Genomic DNA, 24,633 nt, shown 5'->3' with positions numbered 1-24,633 from the left:
ATGAGCGCCACCTCCGCTTCCCTCCCGGGCGGCCCGTCCCAGGGGCTCGGCCCGCGCAAGGACCGCGCCGTCGCCGCTGCGCTGGGCCGCAGCCGCAAGCGCACCGACATGATCGTGCGGGCCTTCGGCTGGGCCGCCACGCTGGTCGGCCTGTTCTTCCTGGTCTCGATCCTCCTCACGCTGGTGGTGCGCGGCTTCTCCGGCCTGTCGCTGCACGTGCTGACGGAGGTCACCAAGCCCCCCGGCAGCAACGGCGGCCTGCTGAACCCGATCGTCGGCAGCCTGATCCAGGTCTTCCTGGCCACGCTGATCGGCACGCCCATCGGCATGCTGGTCGGCACCTACCTGGCCGAATACGCGGGCAAGTCCCGCCTGGGCTTCGCGGTGCGCTTCGTCTCGGACATCCTGCTCTCCGCGCCCTCGATCCTGATCGGCCTCTTCGTCTACCAGATCCTGGTGCTGCCCTTCGGCGGCTTCTCCGGCTGGGCGGGTGTCGCGGCGCTGTCGGTCATCGTCATCCCCATCGTCGTCCGCACCACCGAGGACATGCTCAGCCTGATCCCGAACACGCTGCGCGAGGCGGTGATCGGGCTGGGCGCGCCGAAGTGGAAGATGGTCGTGCTGGTGGGCTGGCGCGCCGCCGCCTCCGGCATCCTCACCGGCGTGCTGCTGGCCGTCGCCCGCGTGGCCGGCGAGACGGCGCCGCTGCTCTTCACCAGCCTGGGCGACCTCAACTGGTCCATCGACCTCGCCCGGCCGATGGCCAGCCTTCCCATCACCATCTACGCCTATGCCGGCGCGCCGTACGAGGATTGGGTCCAGCTCTCCTGGGTGGGGGCGCTGCTCATCACCGTGGGCGTGCTGGGGCTGAACATCGCGGCCCGCAGCGTCATCAGGTCCCGGCGCTGACCCGGCATCGAGCGACAGAGGACACCATGAGCGGAACCGCCACCGATATGGCCTCACAATCTGCTGCCATCCGCACCGCCGTCCCGGTCGCGGCGGGGAACGCCCCGCTGAACGACGCGAGCGTGCGCATCCGCGACCTGAAATTCTACTACGGCGGCGACAAGCCGGCGCTGAAGGGGATCAACCTGGACCTGCCCGCCCGGCAGGTGACGGGAATGATCGGCCCCTCCGGCTGCGGCAAGTCCACGCTGCTGCGGGTGCTGAACCGCATGTACAGCCTCTATCCCGGCCAGCGCGCCGAGGGCGAGGTGCTGCTCGACGGACAGAACATCCTGGCGCCGGACACGGACCTGAACGCGCTCCGCGCCAAGGTCGGCATGGTCTTCCAGAAGCCCACGCCCTTCCCGATGACGATCCGAGAGAACCTCAGCTTCGGCATCCGCCTGCATGAGAAGCTCTCCCGCGCCGACATGGCCGAGCGCATCGAATGGGCCCTGACCCGCGCCGCCCTGTGGGGCGAGGTGAAGGACCGGCTGGACACCAACGCCGCCGGCCTCTCGGGCGGGCAGCAGCAGCGGTTGTGCATCGCCCGCACCATCGCGGTGCGGCCGGAGGTGATCCTGCTGGACGAGCCGACCAGCGCGCTCGACCCCATCTCCACCGCCAAGGTGGAGGAGCTGATCGACGAGCTGAAGCAAGACTTCACCATCGCCATCGTCACCCACAACATGCAGCAGGCCGCGCGCTGCGCCGACCAGACGGCCTTCTTCTACCTGGGTGAGCTGATCGAGGTGGCTCCCTCGGCGCAGCTCTTCACCGCGCCCCGCGAGCGGCGCACCCAGGACTACATCACCGGCCGCTTCGGCTGACACCCGGACGGACCGGAAGGATCGCGACGATGCAGACGCCGCCCAACACCATCGTGAAGTCCTATGGCGAGGAGCTGACCCGGCTGCGCGAGCTGCTCGCCCGCATGGGCGGGCTAGCGGAGCGCCAGGTGGCCGACGCCGCCGCTGCCCTGGTCCGCCGCGACGCCGCGGCGGCGGGGGAGGTGATCGAGCGCGACGGGCCGATCGACGCGCTGGAGCGGGAGGTGGAGGCCTATTGCGTCCGCCTCCTCGCCCTGCGCGCCCCCATGGCCGCCGACCTGCGTTTGATCGTGGCGGCGATGAAGGCGAGCCAGGATCTGGAGCGCATCGGCGACTACGCCCGCAGCGTGGCCAAGCGGGCGGTCGTCGTCTCGCACCAGCCGGTGCTGGGATCGCTCGCCACCTTCGAACTGATGGCCCAGCTCGTGCAGCGCAACCTGAAGGACGCGATCGACGCGCTGGTGAACGAGGACGCGGAGAGTGCCCGCCGGGTCTGGGCCGCGGATGCGCCGGTGGACGACGTGTACAACGGGATCTTCCGCGAGCTGCTGACGCACATGATGGAGGACCCGCGGAACATCACCGCTGCCACCCACCTGCTGTTCATCGCGAAGAACTTCGAGCGGATCGGCGACCACGCCACCAACATCGCCGAGACCGTCTACTACGCCGTGCGCGGGGAAACCCTGCCGGAGGACCGGCCGAAGGCCGACATCTCCGACAGCGCGGTGGTGCGCGCACCGGTCACCGAGACGAAGGGGTAGGCGGGCGCATGAGCGACCTGGCGCGCATGAGCGACGTCTCCGGGGCTCGTCCCACCATCCTGGTGGTGGAGGACGAGGCGCCGCTGCTGACCCTGCTGCGCTACAACCTGGAGCGCCAGGGCTTCCGGGTGGAGGAGGCGACGGACGGGCAGGAGGCGCTGCTGCGCGTGGCCGAGGAGCGGCCGGACCTGATCCTGCTGGACTGGATGCTGCCCGCCCTGTCCGGCCTGGAGGTCTGCCGCCAGATCCGGCGCCGCCCCGCCACCCGGGACCTGCCGATCATCATGGTCACCGCCCGGACCGAGGACCAGGACGCCGTGCGGGCCCTCGACACCGGGGCGGACGACTACATCGCCAAGCCCTTCGCCATCGAGGCGCTGATGGCGCGCATCCGCGCCCTGCTGCGGCGCAGCGGCGCCACGCCGGGGAAGGGGATCCTGCAATGGCATGACCTGGCGATGGACCAGGATGCGCACCGCGTCACTCGGAACGGCCGGGCGCTGCACCTGGGCCCCACCGAGTACCGGATGCTGGAGTTCCTGATGCAGCACCCGGGCCGCGTCTTTTCCCGCGAGCAGCTTCTGGATGCCGTGTGGGGGAGGGACATCCACGTGGAGCCCCGGACGGTGGACGTCCACGTGCGTCGCCTCCGCCGCGCCGTGAACGGGCCCGGCGAGGCGGATGTCATCCGGACCGTGCGGACGGCGGGCTACGCCCTGGACGTGGAGAGCTGAGGCGACCGGGAGGCGCGAATCGCAACGCCCCGGCAGGACGCCCTACGGCGTTGAAAATACTTCTGATGCGCCAGCGGTCGGGGGTGTGGAGCCGCCGGCCGGCGGCAGCTCCCTCCCGTGCACCACGGATGGGGACGGCCGTCGCGTATTGGTGAAGCGGCGGGCCGCCACGAGTCGTCCCCGCAGGTTCCGCTGAAAATCCGTGGCTTACCCGACACGGCTGCCATTGCGCCGTAGCAACATCCGCCGAAACCCCTCGACCACCCTGATCGCTTCCCCTACGGTTTGGGGACAGCGGCGGTGCTGGCCACCACATCTGGTAGGTCATGGCTCCGCCACCCCATTCAGCCGTCGCCAGTGTTCGAAGCGATTCGAGGAGTTCCGCCATGTTCGATGCCGTACAGCTGGAGGGTCACGGGCAGGTCGTGGTGGACCGGGACCGCGACGCACTGCTGACGGATTTCGGCAAGGCGACGCTGGACGACCGTTACCTGCTGCCGGGGGAATCCTACCAGGACCTCTTCGCCCGGGTCGCCAGCGCCTATGGCGACGACGCGGCGCATGCCCAGCGGATCTACGACTACATCTCGAAGCTCTGGTTCATGCCGGCGACCCCTGTCCTGTCCAACGGAGGCACCACGCGCGGCCTGCCGATCTCCTGCTTCCTGAACGAGGCCAATGACAGCCTCGACGGCATCGTCGGGCTGTGGAACGAGAACGTCTGGCTGGCGGCGAAGGGCGGCGGGATCGGCTCCTACTGGGGCAATCTGCGCTCGATCGGCGAGAAGGTGGGCCAGAACGGCAAGACCTCGGGCATCATCCCCTTCATCCGGGTGATGGACAGCCTGACGCTGGCCATCTCCCAGGGCTCGCTGCGGCGCGGCTCGGCGGCGGTGTACCTGCCCGTCTCCCACCCGGAGATCGAGGAGTTCGTGGACATCCGCCGGCCCACCGGCGGCGACCCGAACCGCAAGGCGCTGAACCTGCACCACGGCGTGCTGATCCCCGACGCCTTCATGCGCGCGGTCGAGGCGGACGAGGAATGGGCCCTGACCAGTCCGAAGGACGGCGCGCCGGTGCGCAAGGTCTCGGCGCGCGGCCTGTGGATCCGCATCCTCACCGCCCGGATCGAGCAGGGCGAGCCCTACATCATCTATTCGGACCACGCGAACCGCGCGCGGCCGGAGCACCAGAAGCTCGCCGGGCTGGAGATCAAGACCTCCAACCTCTGCGCCGAGATCATGCTGCCCACCGGGCGCGACCAGCACGGCCAGGACCGCACCGCCGTGTGCTGCCTTTCCTCGCTGAACCTCGAGACCTGGTTCGAGTGGAAGGACGATCCGCGCTTCATCCCGGACGTGATGCGCTTCCTCGACAACGTGCTGCAGAACTTCATCGACACCGCGCCGGATTCCATGGCGCGGGCGAAGTACAGCGCGATGCGGGAGCGCTCCGTCGGTCTGGGGGTGATGGGCTTCCACTCCTTCCTCCAGGCGCAGAACGTGCCCTTCGAGAGCGTCGTGGCGAAGGTCTGGAACAAGCGCATGTTCCGCCACATCCGCGAGCAGGCGGATGCGGCGAGCCGCCAGCTCGCGGAGGAGCGCGGGCCCTGCCCGGACGCCGCCGAGTACGGCTTCATGGAGCGCTTCTCGAACAAGATGGCGATCGCGCCGACGGCGTCGATCAGCGTGATCTGCGGCGGCTCCTCGCCGGGGATCGAGCCGATCGCGGCGAACGTCTACAACCACAAGACGCTGTCCGGCTCCTACATCGTGCGCAACCCGTACCTGAAGAAGGTGCTGGCGAAGCATGGGCGGGACGATGACGAGACCTGGACGACGATCACCGTCACCAAGGGCTCGGTGCAGCATCTCGACTTCCTGACGGAGCAGGAGAAGGCGGTGTTCAAGACCGCCTTCGAATTGGACCAGCGCTGGGTGGTGGAGCATGCGGGCGACCGCTCGCCCTTCATCTGCCAGTCGCAGTCGGTGAACCTGTTCCTGCCGGCGGACGTGCACAAGCGCGACCTGCACCAGATCCACATGATGGCATGGAAGAAGGGCGTGAAGTCGCTCTACTACTGCCGTTCGCTGTCGATCCAGCGCGCCGACACGATCAGCGAGAAGGTGGCGATCCAGCCCAGCCTGGGCTTCGCCGTGCCGGCCGCCAACGACGCCCAGGCGCCGCTGCCGTTGGTGGCGAAGGCCGCCGTGTCGTCCAACACCAACTACGAGGAATGCCTCGCCTGCCAGTGAGGGCGGGGTAGGGGTCGCGGAGCAGGAGCAGGGATGATGGGCAAGAACCAGCATGTCGTTCCACACGAGGCCGGCTGGGCGGTCAAATCGGCCGGCAGCGAGCGCGCGGCCTCTGTCCATCGCACCCAGGCGGAGGCCATCGCGGCCGGTCGCGATGCCGCGATGCGGGAGCGCAGCGAGCTGCTGATCCATGGCGAGGACGGCCAAATCCGCGAGCGCAACAGCTACGGCAACGACCCGGCCTCCTCGAAGGGCTGAGACGCCCGACCGGCTGTCCCGATCCTATCCACAGGTTCCACAGGGCGCTCACGAACTCCCGACCTGCCTTCGCCGGCCGGGCGCGTTAGACCATCGACCCAAGACGCCACGACCGGACGCGGCCCACCGAGGCGGCCGTCCCGGCCCGCAGGAGGCCGCCAGATGCCCGACACGCACATGATCCCAGGCGAGCTGCCGACGAAGCTCGACCTCCTCACCGCCAATCCCGTCTACAAGCCCTTCCGCTACCCCTGGGCCTACGACGCGTGGCTGATGCAGCAGCGCGTCCACTGGCTGCCGGAGGAGGTGCCGATGGCGGACGACGTGAAGGACTGGCAGAAGAATCTGACCGTCGCCGAGCGCAACCTGCTCACCCAGATCTTCCGCTTCTTCACCCAGGCGGATGTCGAGGTGAACAACTGCTACATGAAGCACTACTCCCAGGTCTTCAAGCCGACCGAGGTGCTCATGATGCTGTCCGCCTTCAGCAACATCGAGACGGTGCATGTCGCGGCCTACTCGCACCTGCTCGACACCATCGGCATGCCGGAGACGGAGTACACCGCCTTCCTCAAGTACAAGGAGATGAAGGACAAGTACGACTACATGCAGTCCTTCTCCGTCGAGAACAAGACGGAGATCGCCAAGACGCTGGCCGCCTTCGGCGCCTTCACGGAGGGGCTGCAGCTTTTCGCCTCCTTCGCGATCCTGATGAACTTCCCCCGCTTCAACAAGATGAAGGGGATGGGCCAGATCGTGACGTGGTCCGTGCGCGACGAGACGCTGCACTGCCTCTCCGTCATCCGGCTGTTCCGCACCTTCGTGCAGGAGAATCCGGAGATCTGGACGGAAGAGCTGCGGCGCGACCTGTACCTGATCTGCGCGACCATCGTGGAGCACGAGGACGCCTTCATCGACCTCGCCTTCCAGCTCGGCGGCGTGCAGGGGCTGAGCGCGCCGGAGGTGAAGCAGTACATCCGCTTCATCGCCGACCGCCGCCTCCAGCAGCTCGGGCTGGAACCGCTCTACCAGATCGAGAAGAACCCGCTGCCTTGGCTGGACGAGATGCTGAACGCGGTCGAGCACACGAACTTCTTCGAGAACCGCGCAACCGAGTATTCCAAGGCCTCCACCACCGGCACCTGGGAGGAGGCCTTCGACGATGCCGTCTTCCGTGGCGCACCGCAGCCGGAGATGGATGTGGCGATCCGGCACTAGCAACCGTCGCCCTGCCCTGGCTAGGCTTGGGGACGGTGTTGCGCCGTCCCTCCCGGGCTGGCGGACAGTGGCACCGGTACCGGGATGCGCCCATTCGCGGCGTGCTTGGTCCCGTGACGGCGTGGCCCTGCCAAATTGTGATAGATCGTTTTGTTGGGTGACATAACAACACGGAATTGTGGCAACATTCCTCAGTCAGGGTTTTGCCTGGCATGGCCGCACGTTATGGTGAGCATACACAATACGGGGTGGACCGGACGACGTGCCTCCCTGTCTCTGGATTGAGGTGCGCCTGGCATGGCGGTGGACGAGGATGGCGGTGACCTTTCGAGAAGTGTGGCTCGGTCTGCCCCGACCCAGCCCCGCCAGACGCGGCGGCTGTCCGACAAGATCCTGATCGCCTTCCACCATGCCTGCGATCAGGAGGATTTCGAGGTGGCGGAGGAATTGCTGCGCCTGCTCGAACTCATGCTGATCCGCCGCCCCATCCAGCCCTACGTGAACCGGCGCAAGAACATGGAGAGCCTGGTGGCTGCGCATGAGCGCCTCTGGCTTCTCCGCCACCCCGAAAGCAACACCTGATCCGTGCGGCATCGCTCAGGCGAGTGATGCCGCACCGCGTAGCACGGCCTGGGCCTCCGTGGTCCAGCCCGGCTCTACGTGCAGGACAAGGCCGGGCAGGATCTGGTCCTCGCCGCGATGACCCAGTCGTCCGCGGAGCAGCACCCGCTTGGCCGGCACCCCCGGCCGCGGCCAGAGAGGCAGCAGGCTGACCGAGCCGAAGCCCGCCTCCCGCAGGGCAGCCCAGCCGTCACCCAGGCGCGCCGCCGGCAGGATCAGCGTGCCGCTTCCGCCATGCCGCAAGGCGGTGGCCATCGCCCGGGTCCAGGCTGAGAGCGAAACCGGGGGTTCGGCATGCATGGCCTCCGCCCGGGCGGCGCTCGGCGGTCGCGTGCCCGCGGTGAAGAAGGGCGGGTTCGCCATGGCGTGGTCCAGGCGGGGCTGACCGGGCGGCCAGGGCGGCGCGGCCACGTCGCCGGTCAGGACGGTCACCCGCTCCGCCCAGCCGTTCTCATCGGCATTGTGCCGGGCGAGGGCGGCAAGCGCCGGGTTCCGTTCCAGCGCCACGGCCCGGCTTCCGGCGACACGCGCGAGCAGGCAGAGGAAGGCGGCACCGCTGCCGCAGCCCAGCTCCAGCACGGTCTCCCCCGCCCGCGCCGGCACCCGGGCCGCGAGCACCACGGCATCCAGGCCGGCCCGCAGACCGTCGCGCGGCTGGCGGAGCCGGACCCGGCCATCCAGCAGCCGGTCCTCGGTGGTAGCATCGGTCGCGGAGGGGAGGCTCAACCCGGGACTTCGCCTGCCTGATGCAGGATGGCCAGAGCGGCCGAGGCATCGCCGTCGCGGACCGCCAGGCGCCGGGGGAAGGCGCCGATGCTGCCTTCCATGGCGCTGACATGCTGGTCCAGCACGATGGGCTCGATTCCCGCATCGCGCAGAAGGGAAGCCAGGAAGCCCAGGCGGACCAGGTCATTGGTGGTCGCCACCACCCGCATGGCAGTTCCTCGTCCCGGCGGGGCTGGTCCGCTCGCAAGCCCCTGATGGCGCCCGCCTTGGCGGCACGGCGTACGGCGCCTATGGTGCGAGGACCCTTTGCGAGGTCAATGCCTGCTTGAGCGCTGCCGCGACGCCGATGCTTCGGGACCTGCTCCTGCCCGGAGAGGAGACGCAGAATCCGGAAGCTGCCCTGGCGACCCTGACGTCGCTCGTTCGGGACGATCTGGAGGCCTGCAACCGCCTGATCGTCGAACGAATGGACAGCCCGGTGGCGCTGATCCCGCAGCTGGCCGCGCATATCGTCTCTGCGGGCGGCAAGAGGCTGCGGCCGCTTCTCACCCTCGCCGCCGCGCGCCTCTGCGGCTATCGCGGCACGCGCCATGTGGCCCTCGCGGCCTGCGTGGAGTTCATCCACACCGCGACGCTGCTGCATGACGACGTGGTGGATGAGAGCGCGCTGCGCCGGGGCCAGGCCAGCGCCAACGCGCTGTTCGGCAACAAGGCGTCGGTTCTGGTCGGCGACTTCCTCTTCGCCCGCGCCTTCCAGATCATGACAGGGGACGGGTCGCTGCGGGTGATGGAGATCCTGTCCTCCGCCTCCGCCACCATCGCCGAGGGCGAGGTGCTGCAGCTGGTGACGCAGAACGACACGGCCACGACCGAGGAGCAGTACCTCCAGGTGATCGCCGGCAAGACGGCCGCCCTGTTCGCTGCCGCGACGGAGGTGGGCGCGGTGGTGGCCGACCGGCCGGAATCGGAGGCGCTGGCCCTGGCGGCCTATGGCCGGCATCTCGGCATGGCGTTCCAACTGGTGGATGACGCGCTGGACTATTCGGCGCGCCAGGCGGAGCTCGGCAAGACGGTCGGAGACGACTTCCGCGAGGGCAAGATCACCCTGCCCGTGCTGCTGGCCTTCGCCCGCGGTGACGAGGAGGAGCGGGCGTTCTGGCGCCGCGTCCTGGAAGACCGGGACCAGCAGCCCGGCGACCTGGATATGGCGCAGGGGCTGATGCGCCGGTACGGGACCCTGGCGGCGACGATCGATCGGGCGCGGGATTACGGCCGGGCCGCCCTCGATGCCCTTTCGGCCTTCCCCGATGGGGCCGAACGACGGGCTCTGGCAGGAATCGTGGAGTTCTGCATCGCCCGCGCCCGGTAGTCCGTAGCCCGGTAGCTGGCTGGGGCGCGGGATCAGCCGCGCCCGAGATAGGGCATCGTCGTCGCCATGATCGTCATGGTCTGGATGTTCGCATCCAGGGGCAGAGACGCCATGTGGGCGATCGCGCGCCCGACATGGACCGCGTCCATCCGGGGCTCCACCATCATGCGGCCGTCCGGTTGCAGCACGCCCTGGGTCATGCGCTCGGTCATCTCGGTGGCCGCGTTGCCGATATCGATCTGGCAGCAAGCGATGTCATGCGCCCGGCCATCCAATCCGATCGACTTGGTGAGGCCGGTGATGGCGTGCTTCGTGGCGGTGTAGGGCGCGCTGCCCGGACGAGGCACGTAGGCGCTGATCGAGCCGTTGTTGATGATGCGGCCGCCCTTCGGCGACTGCTCCTTCATCATGCGGAATGCCGCCCGGGCGCAGAGGAAGCTGCCGGTCAGATTCGCAGCCACCACGCCGAACCAGTCGTCGAGGGTCGTATCGGCGATGTCGCGGGCAGGGCTGCCGCGCCCGGCATTGTTGAAGAGAAGATCGAGCCGGCCGAATCGCTGCTTCACGGCGGCGAAGAGGGCATCGACCGATTCCGGATTCGTGACGTCCGTGGCGACGGCCAGGCACCGTGCGCTATTCTCGCCGGCGCGGGAGACGGTTTCCTCGAGGGCATCAGGCCGGCGCCCGGCCAGCGCCACGGACCAGCCCGCCTCCAGCAACGCCAGGGCCGCCGCACGACCGACCCCGGAGCCGGCGCCGGTCACCACCGCGATGCGTTCCTCAACTGACATGAACGGTTCCACCCTCCGAGTTTGAGGCGGAAGCCTGCTTCGACCGGTGGGTCTGGGCAATCCTCACAGTGTCGGATTCTTGGATTGGCACCAGCGAGAGGAATGCACGTCCAGTGACGTGAACAGGGCCGGCGGCACGCTCATCGATCGCAGGCCTATTGGGGCGGGCAAGCGAGATTCAACCGGAGGCAGCAAGAACGGCGGCTAGCCAGAAATTTGAGATATGTCCCGGCGAAGGTGCCTGAAAAACAAAACGGGAGCCCCGGGGCTCCCGTCCAAGTTATCCGCAATCAGCCTCTTAAGGGCGTCGCGCAGACAGTCCTTAGGCGTAGAAGGCGTAGTCACCAGCCCCGAGCGCCTTGCCGTCCACAGAATGGATGAGCAGGTTGTAGTCGCCGGTGGAGGTGTGGACAGTATACTTCAGCAGCGAGCCGACATAGCCCTCCGGAACGCCGGCCTCGCCTACGAGCTCGAGCGTCGCACCAGAACCGAAGCCGGTGAAGGCAACGAAGTCGTTGTTCGTGGCAGACCAGCCGCCGGCGCCCTGGAAGTCGCTGACGTACTTGTTGTAGAAGTCACCGTCGGTCACGAAATCCTTCATGCGAAGGATGAAGGTGTCGCTGCCCTCGCCGCCGAAGAACTGCTGCTGAGCAGTATTCGCGCTACCGTCAGAGTTCCCGGACTGGAGAATATCCTTGCCGGAGGTGCCCGTGACCTTGTCGGAGCCGGGCTTGGGGTCAGTGTCGCCGAAGATGATGTCCATCGACTGAACTCCTTGTGGATTGCACTGGCGAAACAGTAGCGAACAGTACGCGCGGCGCAAGATGGTAAATTATAGAATAATCTCAATTTTGATATTATATGGGAAGTTTCATACAAAATTTCAACCATTAAGCCTCTATGTCCGGAAAATGCTACTAGAAGTTGCCGAAATTATGAGACAATTGTTGTCAGGTTGTAGTTTATCGATCGATTGCGAGCTTGGCACGAGGCGTCTCGAATCGCGGGCTACGGCAGAAAGTTGGGCAGATGTGCCAGCATGAACCGATTTCGAAATGAAATTATGCAACCACTGGGTGCACGAGGCCCTCGTTCCTCACATTGCTGTGATGCGTACAGGCCCTTCCGGTTGCATCCTCCCGCCCATGCGGCATGTTGGTTGAGGCGTGCGCCGTCGTGCTCTTGCAGAGGGGTTAGAGACACTTTTGGTGCAGCCGCACCGTACCGGTGCCGGCCTGCTTTGTCCGGGCGCCTCGCCCGGCCGTGCTGTCCGGGTCGGCGACCGCGCGGGGGCGCATCCCTTCGTCGGACGCCGCATTCCTGACCCGCGCATGTCAATAGGCCGTCACACAAGGACGTGCTGACTGGACGCGCCTCGGCGTGCTACTATCCACCCGCATTCTCGCCATCGCCGGGCCGGGAGGGGCCGAGCGCGCCCCCGGCCGGCCGTCAACCGGTGAGATGCCCACCGGCATCCGGTCGACGGAGACCGCCGATAGGATGCGCATCACAGCCAAGGAACTGATAGCCGAGTATGAGCAAACTGAAGTTGGGTGATTTCAATCAGCGGCGAGAGGACTCTGCGAAGGCCAAGGCGGCGCTTCTGGAGTCGTTCAAGGCGAAGCCGGCGGAGGACGACCCCGAGGTCGCCGCCCGGCGGGCCGAGCGCATCGCTGTCGCCCAGGCTCGCGAGGCACGGGAGGCGGCCAAGCGGGAGGCCAGGGAGGCCGAGCTGGCCCGGAAGCGCGCCGAGGAGGAGGCCCGGGCGGCCGAGAAGGCGGCATTGCTGAAGCAGCAGCAGGCGGCCCGGCGTCCTCTGGCTCGCGCGCAGATGGCTGCCATCCTGGCCAATCACCAGGCTTTCAAGGAAAGCCGCAAAGCGAAGCGCTGACCGGCGGCTCGGCTGCGGCCGGGCATCCGGCCCAGCGATCCACTCCCTGGGCGCGGATCACGCCGCCGCCGGGTGACCTGCCGCCAGATGACATGTCCATGCGAGGGCTTTCGCCTGGAACCGACCGGGCCTCGCGGGCGCCCCGAGGCTTCGGCCGCCGGTGTTCGGGAGGCTCAGGTTGGAAGCGCCCAACCCGCTGCGGCGCGGACTCCCGATGGCGGGGCTGGCCCGATCCAGACGACCGCCCGGGGACTTTTCGCGTGGGCACGGGCCGGCGACGCCTGCGATCTGGAGCTATGTCCACTAGGTTGTGCGAGGGTGCGTCCTCCGTCCGGACGGCGGCATGACAGGTCCTTGGCGGGAGGCGCTCTGGCGTGAGGAGCCTTGCCTGCGACAGAGGCGCTTCGGGACAGGGGCCCGGGCCTGGCAAAGGCGGCGCTCCGGTCTGCGAGGCCGGGGAACCGGGGAAGGTCGTACGGTTGCCGAAGCAACCGCCGCCGGTCTACGACAAGCCGATGATCCGCCATCCGCCGGGCACGCCGCTGCTGGCCGGGGTGCGGGACATCCTGCTCCTCTCACCACCGGCTGGCCCTGCCGCAGTCTCCGCGCCTGTCCGGCGATGGCAGTCGGTCGGCGCCCGTGAGCCCATCCCGATGAAGCCCACGCCAACTGCCGTCCGACATGCGGAATCATGCCCGGCCCATCATCATCAAGCAAAAGAGTTGATATGATCAGCCGTGAAGAGGTTGGAGCGATTTACGGAGCGATCCTGGGTCGCGAGCCGGAGAGCGAGGCGGCGATAGCGTTGGCGCAGGAGGCGGCATCGCTGACGGCGCTGGGGCAGCGGCTGCTGGAGGGCGAGGAGTTCCGCGCCCGGATGGCGGTTGACGTGTTCGCGCGCAGCAAGTGGGTCTGCACGGAGATCCGCGACGGGCTGCGGCTGTGGCTCGACCTGGCCGATCACGGCGTCTCGCTGGGCTGCCTGCGCGGGTCCTGGGAGCCGGCGGAGACCGACTTCATCCTCGCCGTGCTGGAGCCCGGCGACGGCTTCATCGACGTCGGGGCGGACATCGGCTGGTTCTCGGTGCTGGCGGCGCAGGCGGTGGGGCCGCGGGGCCGGGTGCATGCCTTCGAGCCGCGCGCGGACCTGGCCGGCCGCCTGCGCCAGTCCATCGCCGACAACGGCTTCGAGGACCGCTGCCGGGTGGAGATGATCGCGCTGGGCGCCGAGGAGGGGGCGATCGACCTGGCCTGGGTGCCGGACGAGCGCAATCCCGGCCATAGCTTCATCGTCCCGCGCAGCATGCCCGAGGGCGCGGTCTCGCTGGGGCGGGTGCCGGTGCGCCCGCTCGACGCGCTCGGCCTCGACGGCCCGGTGCGGCTGATCAAGATCGACGTGGAAGGGGCCGAGCCGCTGGTGCTGCGCGGCGCGCAGGGGCTGATTGCCCGCGACCGGCCGATCCTGCTGATCGAGCTCTTCCCCTACTGGCTGGGCCGCGTCAGCGGCACCACCGCCGACGCCCTGCTGACCCAGCTCCGGGGATGGGGCTACCGCATCTTCCACCTGGGCCAGAGCGGGATCGGGCGCGAGTTGCATGCCGGCGACGACGGCACCGAGCCCGGGGGCCCCGAGTACTTCAACGTGGTCGCGCTGACCGAGGCGGATTGCCGCCGCTACCTGTCGCTGCGCCTGGACCAGCGGGTGAGCGGGCTGGAGGACCGGCTGCGCCGCGAGATCGAGGCCTGTGGCGCGGCCAGGGCCGAGGTGGCGGCGCTGCGGGCGGACGGCGCGGCGGCCCTGGCCCAGCTCCGCGCGCAGGCCGAGGCGGAGGCGGCGGCGCTGCGGGCAGACGGCGCGGCGGCCCTGGCCCAGCTCCGCGCGCAGGCGGAGGCGGAGGCGGCGGCGCTGCGGGCGGACAGCGCGGCGGCCCTGGCCCAGCTCCGCGCGCAGGCGGAGGCGGAGGCGGCGATGCTGCGGGCCGACAGCGCGGCGGCCGTCGCCCAGCTGCGCGCGCGGGCCGAGGCGGAGGCGGCGGCGCTGCGCGCCGACCGCGCCGCGGCCATCGCCCAGGCCGAGGCCAGCGCCGCCGCCGAACGCGACGCTCGGTCGGAGCTGCAGCTCGGCCGGGACCGCCTGCAGGCCATCGAGGCCAGCACGCTCTGGCGCGCCGCCAACCCCGTCCGCCGCCTCGGCGGGCGTTTGCCCGCCGGCCTGCGGCGCGCCCTGGGCCGCGGCGCCAAGCTCCTCTGGTGGAGCGCCTCCCTCCAGCTCCCCCACCGCCTGCGCCAGTACCGCGATGCCATCGCCGCCCACGATGCCGGCTACGCCCACATCGACACCCCCGCCATCACACACCTCGCCCCCTCGCCGGGGACGAAGCGGCGCATCGCCATCATCTCCCATGACGCCCGCTTTCATGGCGCTCCGCTGCTAGTGCTGCACATCGCCGAGGAGGTGGTCCGGCAGGACGAATGCGAGGTCGAGATCATCCTCGGCGACAGCGGCGAACTCCAACCCGCCATGGCAGCGATAGCGCAGACCCGGTATGTCCCGTTCTCCGACCGGCAGGCCTGGGAGGCCATCGCCCGGGACCTCGCCGCCAGCGGCGTCTCCACCGTCATCTGCAACACCACCGTCTCCGGCCAGGTCATCCCTGTCCTTGCTGCCGCAGGGCTGCGCAGCATCTGCCTGGTCCATGAGATGCCCGGCATTCTCCGCGAGTACGGGCTGGAGGCCACCGCGAAGACCGTCGCAGCCGACGCCGATGTCGTGGTCTTTCCGAATGAGGCAGTGCGCTCCGCCTTCATTGGCGCCTTCGGAGCTATAGGGCACCGATGGCTGATACGGCCCCAGGGGCTGTACCGTCCGTCGCTGCCGCCGGACCGGCGTGAGGCAGCGCGCGCGCGCATTCGGGGAGCCTTGGGGGTAGGGCCGGACACGATCCTTGTCCTTGGCCTGGGCTACGGGGATCGCCGCAAGGGCCTGGATCTATGGCCGGCCATCGCGTCCGCCCTGCGCGCCGACGGGCCGGCAGCACGCTTCGCCTGGGTCGGCGCCATCGAGCCGGGGTTGGAGGCCGAGCTGCGCGCCGCGATGGACGCGCAGCACCTCCGGGATGTCATCCTGCTGCCCGGGAGGACGGAAACGCCGCAGGATTTTCTCGCGGCCGCCGACATCTTCCTGCTGTCCTCGCGAGAGGACCCCTTCCCGAGCTCGGCACTGGAAGCCGCCGCGCACGGGCTGCCCGTCGTTTGCTTCGACCGGAGCGGCGGGATGCCCAAGCTTGTCCGCGAGACTGGCCTGCTGCCCGCTCCGCTCGAGGATACCGAGGCGATGGGCCGCGCGATCGGCCTGCTGATCCGCGATCCGGTGCTCAGGGCGCAGGCTGGCAAGGCAGGCGAGCGGATCGTCGAGGACAGATTGAGGTTTCCGGCCTATGTGCGGGATCTGACCGCCCTCGCCGCACCGCCGCACGAGGTGACGGCCATCGTGCCGAACTACAACTACGCGAGATACCTGCCGGAGCGCCTGCGCTCCATCTGGGCGCAGGGCCACCGGGTATCGGAGATCATCGTGCTCGATGATGCCTCCTCGGATGACAGCTTATCCGTTCTCGAGGACTTGCGCGTCTCCTCGCCGATCCCGATCCGGATCGTGCCGAATGCGCAGAACTCCGGAAGCGTCTCCCGGCAATGGGCGCGGGGCGTCGAGCTGGCGCGGCATCCGCTGATCTGGATTGCCGAGGCCGACGACCTGTCGGAACCGGATTTCCTTGAAGCCCTGATCCCGGAATTCGCGAATCCGGCCGTCGTGATGGCCTATGCGCAGTCAAAGCTGATCGACGAACAGGGCGGAGTCATCGCGCCGGACTACGTGGCCTACACCAGCGATGTCGATGCCAGGCTCTGGCTCTCCGACTACCGGCGTCCAGGGCGCGAGGAGATCCGGCACTGCCTCAGTATAAAGAACACCATCCTGAACGTGAGCGCGGTGGTGATGCGGCGGGATGCCGCGCTGCCTGTGCTGTCCGAGACGATCGAGGCCATGGTGTCCCTGCGCAACGCGGCGGACTGGCTGTTCTATGTCCGCATGCTCGAGCGCGGGGACATCGCCTTCAAGGCGGCAGCACTCAACCATCATCGCCGGCACGCGAGCGGCCTGACGATCAGCTCGGGCAATGTCCGTCATCTGGAGGAGATCGCCCAGGTCCAGGCTCTGGCCGCACGCATTTCCCATCCCGATGCGGAACGCCGCCAAGCCGCACGGGCCTTCCTCGAATATGCCGCCGGTGTCTTCGCGCTGGACCAGGCGGAGGCGGCGCGCTGCATCGAACTTGCCAGGACGTTGGAGAACGGGCACGCGCCGCTGTTCCAGCGGCCGTTCCGTTCGGGGACCGGTGCTGACCTTCCGGTTCAAACCGCAACAGCAGGAAGTGCCGCCTGCGAAGCAGGCAGGTCGGGATCCCAGAATGATCAGCCGTGAAGAGGTTGGAGCGATTTACGGAGCGATCCTGGGTCGCGAGCCGGAGAGCGAGGCGGCGATAGCGTCGGCGCAGGAGGCGGCATCGCTGACGGCGCTGGGGCAGCGGCTGCTGGAGGGCGAGGAGTTCCGCGCCCGGATGGCGGTTGACGTGTTCGCGCGCAGCAAGTGGGTCTGCACGGAGATCCGCGACGGGCTGCGGCTGTGGCTCGACCTGGCCGATCACGGCGTCTCGCTGGGCTGCCTGCGCGGGTCCTGGGAGCCGGCGGAGACCGACTTCATCCTCGCCGTGCTGGAGCCCGGCGACGGCTTCATCGACGTCGGGGCGAACATCGGCTGGTTCTCGGTGCTGGCGGCGCAGGCGGTGGGGCCGCGGGGCCGGGTGCATGCCTTCGAGCCGCGCGCGGACCTGGCCGGCCGCCTGCGCCAGTCCATCGTTGACAACGGCTTCGAGGACCGCTGCCGGGTGGAGATGATCGCGCTGGGCGCTGAGGAGGGGGCGATCGACCTGGCCTGGGTGCCGGACGAGCGCAATCCCGGCCACAGCTTCATCGTCCCGCGCAGCATGCCCGAGGGCGCGGTCTCGCTGGGGCGGGTGCCGGTGCGCCCGCTCGACGCGCTCGGCCTCGACGGCCCGGTGCGGCTGATCAAGATCGACGTGGAAGGGGCCGAGCCGCTGGTGCTGCGCGGCGCGCAGGGGCTGATTGCCCGCGACCGGCCGATCCTGCTGATCGAGCTCTTCCCCTACTGGCTGGGCCGCGTCAGCGGCACCACCGCCGATGCCCTGCTGACCCAGCTCCGGGGATGGGGCTACCGCATCTTCCACCTGGGCCAGAGCGGGATCGGGCGCGAGCTGCATGCCGGCGACGACGGCACCGAGCCCGGGGGCCCCGAGTACTTCAACGTGGTCGCGCTGACCGAGGCGGATTGCCGCCGCTACCTGTCGCTGCGCCTGGACCAGCGGGTGAGCGGGCTGGAGGACCGGCTGCGCCGCGAGATCGAGGCCTGTGGCGCGGCCAGGGCCGAGGTGGCGACGCTGCGGGCCGACAGTGCGGCGGCCCTGGCCCAGCTCCGCGCGCAGGCCGAGGCGGAGGCGGCGGCGCTGCGGGCAGACGGCGCGGCGGCCCTGGCCCAGCTCCGCGCGCAGGCGGAGGCGGAGGCGGCGGCGCTGCGGGCGGACAGCGCGGCGGCCCTGGCCCAGCTCCGCGCGCAGGCGGAGGCGGAGGCGGCGATGCTGCGGGCCGACAGCGCGGCGGCCGTCGCCCAGCTGCGCGCGCGGGCCGAGGCGGAGGCGGCGGCGCTGCGCGCCGACCGCGCCGCGGCCATCGCCCAGGCCGAGGCCAGCGCCGCCGCCGAACGCGACGCTCGGTCGGAGCTGCAGCTCGGCCGGGACCGCCTGCAGGCCATCGAGGCCAGCACGCTCTGGCGCGCCGCCAACCCCGTCCGCCGCATCGGCGGGCGTATGCCCGCCGGCCTGCGGCGCGCCCTGGGCCGCGGCGCCAAGCTCCTCTGGTGGAGCGCCTCCCTCCAGCTCCCCCACCGCCTGCGCCAGTACCGCGATGCCATCGCCGCCCACGATGCCGGCTACGCCCACATCGACACCACCGCCATCACACACCTCGCCCCCTCGCCGCCGCCGGCCGCACCGTCAGGCGGGCGACCGACTTTCGTCGAGCCCGTGGTGGTCGAGGATGGCGGACCCGCCTGCTTGCCCCCACCGAGCAAGCCGCGCGTCCTCATCATCGACAGATGCTGGCCCGGGCCGGACCGCGATTCGGAATCGACCGACGCCGTCGTCCAGGCCCACGCGCTACGCGACTGTGGCTATGAGGTCGTCTTCGCGGGCGATGATTCCTTCCAGGAGCCGTCATCCCCTCACGGGAGCTTGGAGGCGGAGGGCATCATCTGCCTGACGCCGCGCCTCACGCCCTCGATCCAGGCCTTCCTGCGCAGTGACGGCGAGACGTTGAGGCTCTGCATCCTGTCGCGCGTCCATCATGGTGGGCGCTATCTCGAGGCTGTCCGCCTGCACGCGCCGCGCGCGAAACTCGTCTTCAACACGGTCGGCCTTCACCACTTGCGCGAGGGTCGGCAAGCGCGGCTGACCGGCAGCCTGGAAGAGCTTCGCCGCGCAGACGCGACCCGGGAGCGGGAGTATTATCTGGCGCGGCAGGCCGATGCGACATTCGTGACCTCGTCCACCGAACGGGACGTGCTGTTGCGCGATGTTCCCGGTTCGGCCGTGTTCGAGATGCCTTCGGCCCGGCCCGTCCGCCCGGCGGCTGCGGTCCCTGGATTCGGGGGCCGCAGCGGTATCGGCTTCGTCAGTGACGTCGGGCATGCGCCGGGTGCCGACGCGCTACGGTACCTGCTCGACGACATCTGGCCGCGCGTGGTGCAGCGCCTGCCGCGAGCGGCGCTGTCGATCGTCGGCGCGGACCTGCCGAATGAGCTGCTGTCGCAATGGCCGGCCGGCGTCCGGTATCTCGGTTCCGTGGCCGATCTTGAACCTTGGTTCGACGGACTCCGCCTGACGGTTGCGCCATGGCACAATGGGGCAGGCGCCCGGGGCAGGGTGGCATCGAGCCTCGCCGCCGGTGTCCCCTGCGTGGCCACGCCGATGGCGGCGGAGGGGCTTCACCTGCGGGATGGCCACGATGTTGCCATCGCCGACACGCCGGAGGCCTTTGCGACGCTGATCTGTGATCTGCACGAAGATGCGACGCTGTGGGCCAGGCTGTCCGCCGGCGGTCTTGCGCGTGCACAGGCAGGCTTCCCGGTCGACGCGGCTGCCCGCCGGTTGGCCGACACGCTTCACGTGCTGGGCCTCCCGGCTGCTGGATAGTCGAAGATGGATGATATGAAAGCAGCCCCGGCAGGCCACATGGATGGCAAGGACCTGCAGGCGCCGGCTGCGCCGGCCTTCATCGCCTTCACGATCTGCTCGAGGAACTTCCTGGCCCAGGCGCAGGTGCTGCATGACAGCCTGCGGCGGCATCATCCGGGAATCCATTTCTATGTCGCCCTATGCGATGAGGCGAGCGAGGTCGACTTCGACAGTTTGCCGTTCGACGTCCTCCGCATGGGCGAGCTCGGCATCCCGCAACTCGCTCAGATGACCGAGCGATACAACATCACAGAGCTCAATACGGCGATTAAGCCCTTCGCCTTTCTCACGCTCTTTGACCGGCACCCCGGTGCCGCCGTCGCCTATTTCGATCCGGACATCTGGATTGTCTCGCCGCTCGAAGAGCTGCAGGCCCTCTTGTCGAGCGGCGAGGCGGATTGCGTCCTGACGCCGCATATGTGCGAGCCGGCAGAGTTCGCCGAGATGGACGAGTCGAAGATGCTCCGGTTCGGCATCTACAACCTCGGCTTCTGTGCATTGCGCGATACGCCGCCGGTGCGTCGTGTTGCTGCATGGTGGGCCCGCCGGCTTGAGACGCACTGTGTCATCGATCTCGCGGCGGGCTTGTTCGTCGACCAGAAATGGGCCGACCTGCTGCCCGCCTTCATCGAAGACACGGCGATCCTGCGGCATCCGGGGTACAACGTGGCCTACTGGAACCTCGCCCAGCGCACGGTCCGGGCGCCGGCCAGATCCGGTGCCGCCGATGGTTGGACGGTAAACGGCCGGCCGCTTCGCTTCTTCCATTTCAGCGGCTCGGCGGTGGATGAGAGCCCGCGCTTCAGTCGCCACAGCCAGCAGTTCCGCATGGAGTCGCTTCGCGACGTCGCAACGCTGTTCGCGCAGTACCAGGCCGAGGTGCAGCGGTTCGGGCGGGAGGACTACAGGCATATCGCCTATGCTTTCCGCTGGAACGGTGTCGGGAAGGAGAACGAACACAGTCCGAGTTCCCTGGAGGCTCTCACCCCGCTGAGGGATGCCGCCGCTTCCTCGCGCCCTCTCACCGTCGGGGTCCGGGCGCCAAACCTGCCGGCGCTGCGCGCACGGTCGCGGGATGAGATGTCGACGATCTCATCCAACCTGGCCGAGAAGATGGCACGGCGCCGTGCCTTCGAGGCGATGCTGGTCCCGCATGGAACGGGCAGCGAAGCGTTCACGGTCGAAGGCCAGTGCATCGTCTGCGGCGGAATGCGGCCGCTCCACGTCAACTTCAACTACGCGACGAAGCGACTGCCGGATGGACGTACCCAGCCAAACTGGCGGGAGCACCTGACCTGCGCGGGCTGTGGTCTCGGCAACCGGTTGAGGGCGTCCTTGCATCTCCTGTGGCAGGAGCTTCGGCCAAGGCAGGACGACCGCATCTACATCTCGGAACAGGTCACGCCGCTCTATGATTGGCTTCGGCGGCACTTTCCCTCCGTCATCGGCAGCGAGTACCTGGGGCCGGACCGCACTCCGGGCGAGATCGTGGATGGCCTGCGCCACGAGGACATCCATCGGCTGAGCTTTCCCGATTCGAGCCTGGACCTGATCCTGAGCTTCGACGTGCTCGAGCATGTTCCCGATGTGCAACAGGCCCTCGCGGAGTTCTGGCGCTGCCTGAAGCCGGGAGGTTCGCTGCTGTTCACGGCACCGTTCCGGGAGGATCTTCACGACCACCTGGTGCGAGCGGTGTTGCGTCCGGACGGGTCCATCGAGCACCTGACGGAGCCGGAGTACCATGGCAATCCGGTCGATCCAGAGGGCGGCAGTCTCTGCTTCCGGTACTTCGGATGGCAGGTCATGGACGACCTGGCAGCCGTCGGCTTCCGTGACGCGGAGGGACTGTTCTATTGGTCCCGGCAGTTCATGTATCTGGGCGACACGAACAGCGTTTTCATTGCCAGGAAGCCGGCACCGATCGCCTGATCGCCCTCCTGTTGGCCGGGGCGGTTCCTACTGGGACGAGGGTGGCCCAGCGGGTGCCTCAGGCATGTTCCTGGGGCGTCGGTCCGTCCAGCAGAGCATGGCCCGTTCGGCTGGCAGCCACCAGACCTCGTCGGGCTGGAACTGGTCGATCCATCGCCAGTCGAAGTGGCACGCCTCGTGATGCAGCCAGACGACGCGCCGGGCCTTCTGCGCCGTCAGCATCAGCAATTCGACGTTCGAGAACGAATCACCGATGATCAGGATCGTCGGCCCTTCCGGCCGCCCGGATGTGGAGACGAAGGGGGGCGGGAAGGGGGCGGTGCCCTGCAAGGTCTCGCCCTGGGGCACCGGGATGTTGAGGTAGCGGACAGGCTCGGACAGATCGGCGCCCAGACCGAGCAGCCGGGCGAGATCGCTGCCGCTACGTCGTGTCGTGGGCCCGAAAATCGTCGCCTGATCAACCCTCCACGCCTCGCGCCCCATGGCGGAAACCACCGCGTTATAGCCGGCCAGCGCACCCGCCGGGTTCCAGTGGGTGTCATACCGGAAGTAGACGCGCCCGGCCTGCCGGGCGGCATGAAGGGTGGGCCGCAGGTCGAGCGTCTTGACGCCGCGCTCGCGCAAAGCCGCCATGAGGAGGTCATACTCGGTCGTTCGCTCGCCTCGCCGGGCCCAGCGCGGCAGCAGATCGCTGTAGATCGTGCTGCTATTGGGAGCGACGCCGAAGATGAAACGCGTCCTCCGTGCAGCCAGTATCGTGCCGACCTCGTGGACGAGGTCGGCCGTCTGCCGCAGTCGGTCCTCCCGGATCAGGAGCCCGGCACTCTGTTCGACGGCCCCTTCCGCCCGGTAGAAAAGCTGCCAGCGCTTGCCGATCAGCACCGACGCGTTGCCGCTGTGCAGGAGCCGGTGCGCCACGAGGGCCTGGGCATGGATCATCTGGCGGCGCAGCCCGAAATTGTCGCGCAGCCACGGATCGACCTTTGCTGGAAAGGTCAGCCATTCGATCCAGCCCCTCGGCATGGCGGGCGCTTCGGTGGCAGGGCGCAACTCGTCGGGGGATCGCATGGTGCTGGGGAACAGCAGTCCGGCGATCAGTGGCACGGACAACAGGATCACCAGGCACGGGAACCATCCGCGGCGATACCGGAAGAACATGGCCATCAGAACCTGAAGTAGAGGAATGGGCTATAGGTCCCGGCCGCCGCGTAGAGCAGGCTGAAGATCAGCAGACCGAAGATCCAGACCGTATCGGTGGCGGCGCGAAGCCTTGCCAGGCCGGGGACGGCCCATCGGCGCAAGGCAGGGGTCCAGGCCGGAACCGTCGCGAACGTCCATCCCGCGGCAAGTGCCAGGATGACGCTGGGCTCGAGCGCGAGATGGACCTGGAAGCGCACGTCGCCGATGCCGTTCCAGCCCAGCAATCCGGCGTACATGGCCCCGGCGCCCCCGACGTCATGGGCACGGAACAGCACCCAGCCGCCCATGACGACAAGGATGGTGTAGGCCCAGCGCAACGCTACCGGCAGCAGCCCCAGTAAGCGCCTTAGGCCCATCCGTTCGATCACCAGAAAGGCACCGTGCCAGGCACCCCAGAGGACGAAGGTCCAGCTCGAGCCGTGCCAGAGCCCGCAAAGCAGGAAGACAAGGATCAGATTGCGGTAGACCTGCGCCGAGCTGCCCCGGCTGCCGCCGAGCGGGATATAGAGGTAGTCCCTCAGCCAGCTTGACAAGGAGATGTGCCAGCGCCGCCAGAAATCGGTGACGGACACTGCCGTGTAGGGAAGCCGGAAATTCCTCGGAAGACTGAAGCCGAGGATGAAGCCCAGGCCCACGGCCATGTTGGAGTAGCCGCAGAAATCGAAATAGATCTGGACCGTATAGGCGAGCAGGCCGGTCCAGGATTCCAGCATCGACGGCGCGGGGGTGTGATCGAAGATGGTTTCGACGAGGCTGGCGACCTGATCTGCAATGAGGATCTTCTGGGCCAAGCCGATAATGAAGATGCGTGTCCCGATCGAGGCCCGACCCATGGTATGCCGGCGCCAGCGCAACTGTCGCGCGATGGTCTTATAACGTACGATCGGCCCTGCCACGAGCTGGGGAAATAAAACGATATAAAGGGCAATCTCACTGGGGCGGCGGTTCGCACGGAAGCGACGCCGGTAGACGTCGATAACATAAGAAAGACAGTGGAAGGTAAAGAAGGAAATACCCAGCGGCAAAGGAAGCCCCGGTTGCGGGACGGACAGACCAAGTGTCGGCAACAGGATGACGTTGAGATTCTCAACGATGAAATCGCCGTATTTAAAGGATGCCAGGAGCAGAAGATTAAGCGTAACCGTGACGACGACGGCGACCAATCGACCGCGCCGCTCTTCCTGGTCTATATAGATGGCTGCGGTCCAGTTGAGCATCACGGAGACAGCCAACACCAGGACGAACCACGGCTCGCCCCAACCGTAGAAAATCAGCGAAAAGATAATGAGAACCCAGTTCCTGACCTGGGTGTAGCTTGTCGAGAAATAGAATAAGAAGCATACAGGCAGAAAGAAGAATAAGAACAAAGCCGATGAAAAGACCATGAATTTCTCCCTCCGCTACTCGCCACGCGGCCTATCAAACACAGTATTTTGAGAGACCCTTGGTGCAGCGCGGGGTCGCCGAACGGTCAGGACGACCGCTGGGTTCAGCATTAGTGTCATGGTGCTTGTCATCGCGACGTCTTGCATCAACCGAGGCTGGCAGACGCGCGGGCCATGTTGCCGCAATTTATCTTCTCAACGGTCACGGCCCTGCAACGTAACCCGTCGATCCAACCCCGGTTCCAGGCAGGGTGTCCGACAGCCAGGCGCGGGTCATGAACAAGCGGAATGCGAACCAAGATATCGTCAACCGGGTTGAAACCAGCCTGGGTGGAAACTTTCTTAGA

19 protein-coding genes are annotated in these 24,633 nt (G+C 68.0%); 13 read left to right on the top strand and 6 right to left on the bottom strand.

Annotated features, from left to right (window positions below; translation table 11 throughout):
• The 8 genes from pstA (at position 1) to LPC08_RS10370 (ending at position 7,589) form a co-directional block, all read left to right on the top strand.
• On the top strand, positions 1-909 hold the full coding sequence (pstA, locus tag LPC08_RS10405; RefSeq protein WP_230452613.1) for a phosphate ABC transporter permease PstA: 909 nt from the start codon (positions 1-3) through the stop codon (positions 907-909).
• A gap of 26 nt (positions 910-935) precedes the next feature.
• Entirely contained in the window at positions 936-1,778 is an 843-nt protein-coding gene (gene pstB / locus LPC08_RS10400) for a phosphate ABC transporter ATP-binding protein PstB (protein WP_230452612.1), read from the top strand.
• Between the two features lie 29 nt (positions 1,779-1,807).
• Positions 1,808-2,542: a phosphate signaling complex protein PhoU gene (gene phoU / locus LPC08_RS10395; protein ID WP_230452611.1), complete on the top strand. Its 735-nt coding sequence runs from the start codon at positions 1,808-1,810 to the stop codon at positions 2,540-2,542.
• Positions 2,543-2,550: 8 nt separating this feature from the next.
• Complete coding sequence (gene phoB, locus LPC08_RS10390) at positions 2,551-3,276, top strand: phosphate regulon transcriptional regulator PhoB (protein ID WP_370643328.1); 726 nt, start codon at positions 2,551-2,553, stop codon at positions 3,274-3,276.
• Positions 3,277-3,662: 386 nt separating this feature from the next.
• Positions 3,663-5,531 (top strand): ribonucleoside-diphosphate reductase subunit alpha, encoded by a 1,869-nt coding sequence (locus tag LPC08_RS10385; protein WP_230452610.1) that lies wholly within the window; start codon positions 3,663-3,665, stop codon positions 5,529-5,531.
• Positions 5,532-5,564: 33 nt separating this feature from the next.
• Positions 5,565-5,789, top strand: coding sequence for a DUF2188 domain-containing protein (locus LPC08_RS10380; RefSeq protein ID WP_230452609.1), 225 nt, complete (start codon positions 5,565-5,567; stop codon positions 5,787-5,789).
• Positions 5,790-5,951: 162 nt separating this feature from the next.
• On the top strand, positions 5,952-7,007 hold the full coding sequence (locus LPC08_RS10375; protein WP_230452608.1) for a ribonucleotide-diphosphate reductase subunit beta: 1,056 nt from the start codon (positions 5,952-5,954) through the stop codon (positions 7,005-7,007).
• 297 nt (positions 7,008-7,304) lie between these two features.
• The gene (locus LPC08_RS10370) at positions 7,305-7,589 is read left to right on the top strand and encodes a hypothetical protein (RefSeq protein WP_230452607.1); all 285 of its coding nucleotides are present in this window, start codon (positions 7,305-7,307) and stop codon (positions 7,587-7,589) included.
• Positions 7,590-7,604: 15 nt separating this feature from the next.
• Here the strand turns inward: LPC08_RS10370 and LPC08_RS10365 are convergent, their stop codons facing one another.
• Both LPC08_RS10365 and LPC08_RS10360 read right to left on the bottom strand, forming a co-directional pair.
• Positions 7,605-8,354 (bottom strand): tRNA1(Val) (adenine(37)-N6)-methyltransferase, encoded by a 750-nt coding sequence (locus tag LPC08_RS10365; protein WP_230452606.1) that lies wholly within the window; start codon positions 8,352-8,354, stop codon positions 7,605-7,607.
• Positions 8,351-8,563: a putative signal transducing protein gene (locus tag LPC08_RS10360; RefSeq protein ID WP_230452605.1), complete on the bottom strand. Its 213-nt coding sequence runs from the start codon at positions 8,561-8,563 to the stop codon at positions 8,351-8,353. Before LPC08_RS10360 ends, LPC08_RS10365 begins: the two co-directional genes overlap by 4 nt.
• A 137-nt stretch (positions 8,564-8,700) precedes the next feature.
• Here LPC08_RS10360 and LPC08_RS10355 point away from each other — a divergent pair, with 137 nt between their 5' ends.
• Positions 8,701-9,723 (top strand): polyprenyl synthetase family protein, encoded by a 1,023-nt coding sequence (locus LPC08_RS10355; RefSeq protein ID WP_230453044.1) that lies wholly within the window; start codon positions 8,701-8,703, stop codon positions 9,721-9,723.
• Between the two features lie 32 nt (positions 9,724-9,755).
• On the opposite strand, the gene LPC08_RS10350 is transcribed toward LPC08_RS10355, so the two are convergent.
• On the bottom strand, positions 9,756-10,526 hold the full coding sequence (locus LPC08_RS10350) for an SDR family oxidoreductase (protein ID WP_441295835.1): 771 nt from the start codon (positions 10,524-10,526) through the stop codon (positions 9,756-9,758).
• A gap of 310 nt (positions 10,527-10,836) precedes the next feature.
• Entirely contained in the window at positions 10,837-11,277 is a 441-nt protein-coding gene (locus LPC08_RS10345; protein WP_230452604.1) for a hypothetical protein, read from the bottom strand.
• 771 nt (positions 11,278-12,048) lie between these two features.
• On the opposite strand from LPC08_RS10345, the gene LPC08_RS10340 reads away from it, so the two are divergent.
• The 4 genes from LPC08_RS10340 (at position 12,049) to LPC08_RS10320 (ending at position 21,701) form a co-directional block, all read left to right on the top strand.
• Entirely contained in the window at positions 12,049-12,405 is a 357-nt protein-coding gene (locus tag LPC08_RS10340; protein ID WP_230452603.1) for a DUF6481 family protein, read from the top strand.
• A 727-nt stretch (positions 12,406-13,132) separates the two neighbouring features.
• Positions 13,133-16,888 carry an FkbM family methyltransferase gene (locus LPC08_RS10330; RefSeq protein WP_230452602.1) on the top strand — a complete coding sequence of 1,252 codons (3,756 nt, stop codon included), beginning with the start codon at positions 13,133-13,135 and terminating at the stop codon, positions 16,886-16,888.
• Positions 16,803-19,730, top strand: coding sequence for an FkbM family methyltransferase (locus tag LPC08_RS10325; protein ID WP_230452601.1), 2,928 nt, complete (start codon positions 16,803-16,805; stop codon positions 19,728-19,730). Before LPC08_RS10330 ends, LPC08_RS10325 begins: the two co-directional genes overlap by 86 nt.
• A gap of 6 nt (positions 19,731-19,736) precedes the next feature.
• Complete coding sequence (locus tag LPC08_RS10320; RefSeq protein WP_230452600.1) at positions 19,737-21,701, top strand: class I SAM-dependent methyltransferase; 1,965 nt, start codon at positions 19,737-19,739, stop codon at positions 21,699-21,701.
• 27 nt (positions 21,702-21,728) lie between these two features.
• On the opposite strand, the gene LPC08_RS10315 is transcribed toward LPC08_RS10320, so the two are convergent.
• Positions 21,729-22,865: an alginate O-acetyltransferase AlgX-related protein gene (locus LPC08_RS10315; RefSeq protein WP_230452599.1), complete on the bottom strand. Its 1,137-nt coding sequence runs from the start codon at positions 22,863-22,865 to the stop codon at positions 21,729-21,731.
• Positions 22,865-24,286 (bottom strand): MBOAT family O-acyltransferase, encoded by a 1,422-nt coding sequence (locus LPC08_RS10310; protein WP_230452598.1) that lies wholly within the window; start codon positions 24,284-24,286, stop codon positions 22,865-22,867. Before LPC08_RS10310 ends, LPC08_RS10315 begins: the two co-directional genes overlap by 1 nt.
• Positions 24,287-24,633: the final 347 nt, after the last annotated feature.

This window comes from Roseomonas sp. OT10 (genome assembly GCF_020991085.1).
GTDB lineage: Bacteria > Pseudomonadota > Alphaproteobacteria > Acetobacterales > Acetobacteraceae > Roseomonas > Roseomonas cutis.
The sequence above is the reverse complement of the archived record's forward strand: the minus strand, read 5'-3'. Positions and strand labels throughout refer to the sequence as shown.

Bases quoted from the DNA above. Each gene is read 5' to 3' on its own strand.
- pstA (WP_230452613.1), top strand. From the start codon at position 1: ATGAGCGCCACCTCCGCTTCCCTCCCGGGCGGCCCGTCCCAGGGGCTC.
- pstB (WP_230452612.1), top strand. From the start codon at position 936: ATGAGCGGAACCGCCACCGATATGGCCTCACAATCTGCTGCCATCCGC.
- phoU (WP_230452611.1), top strand. From the start codon at position 1,808: ATGCAGACGCCGCCCAACACCATCGTGAAGTCCTATGGCGAGGAGCTG.
- phoB (WP_370643328.1), top strand. From the start codon at position 2,551: ATGAGCGACCTGGCGCGCATGAGCGACGTCTCCGGGGCTCGTCCCACC.
- LPC08_RS10385 (WP_230452610.1), top strand. From the start codon at position 3,663: ATGTTCGATGCCGTACAGCTGGAGGGTCACGGGCAGGTCGTGGTGGAC.
- LPC08_RS10380 (WP_230452609.1), top strand. From the start codon at position 5,565: ATGATGGGCAAGAACCAGCATGTCGTTCCACACGAGGCCGGCTGGGCG.
- LPC08_RS10375 (WP_230452608.1), top strand. From the start codon at position 5,952: ATGCCCGACACGCACATGATCCCAGGCGAGCTGCCGACGAAGCTCGAC.
- LPC08_RS10370 (WP_230452607.1), top strand. From the start codon at position 7,305: ATGGCGGTGGACGAGGATGGCGGTGACCTTTCGAGAAGTGTGGCTCGG.
- LPC08_RS10360 (WP_230452605.1), bottom strand. From the start codon at position 8,563: ATGCGGGTGGTGGCGACCACCAATGACCTGGTCCGCCTGGGCTTCCTG.
- LPC08_RS10355 (WP_230453044.1), top strand. From the start codon at position 8,701: ATGCTTCGGGACCTGCTCCTGCCCGGAGAGGAGACGCAGAATCCGGAA.
- LPC08_RS10345 (WP_230452604.1), bottom strand. From the start codon at position 11,277: ATGGACATCATCTTCGGCGACACTGACCCCAAGCCCGGCTCCGACAAG.
- LPC08_RS10340 (WP_230452603.1), top strand. From the start codon at position 12,049: ATGAGCAAACTGAAGTTGGGTGATTTCAATCAGCGGCGAGAGGACTCT.
- LPC08_RS10330 (WP_230452602.1), top strand. From the start codon at position 13,133: ATGATCAGCCGTGAAGAGGTTGGAGCGATTTACGGAGCGATCCTGGGT.
- LPC08_RS10320 (WP_230452600.1), top strand. From the start codon at position 19,737: ATGGATGATATGAAAGCAGCCCCGGCAGGCCACATGGATGGCAAGGAC.
- LPC08_RS10315 (WP_230452599.1), bottom strand. From the start codon at position 22,865: ATGGCCATGTTCTTCCGGTATCGCCGCGGATGGTTCCCGTGCCTGGTG.
- LPC08_RS10310 (WP_230452598.1), bottom strand. From the start codon at position 24,286: ATGGTCTTTTCATCGGCTTTGTTCTTATTCTTCTTTCTGCCTGTATGC.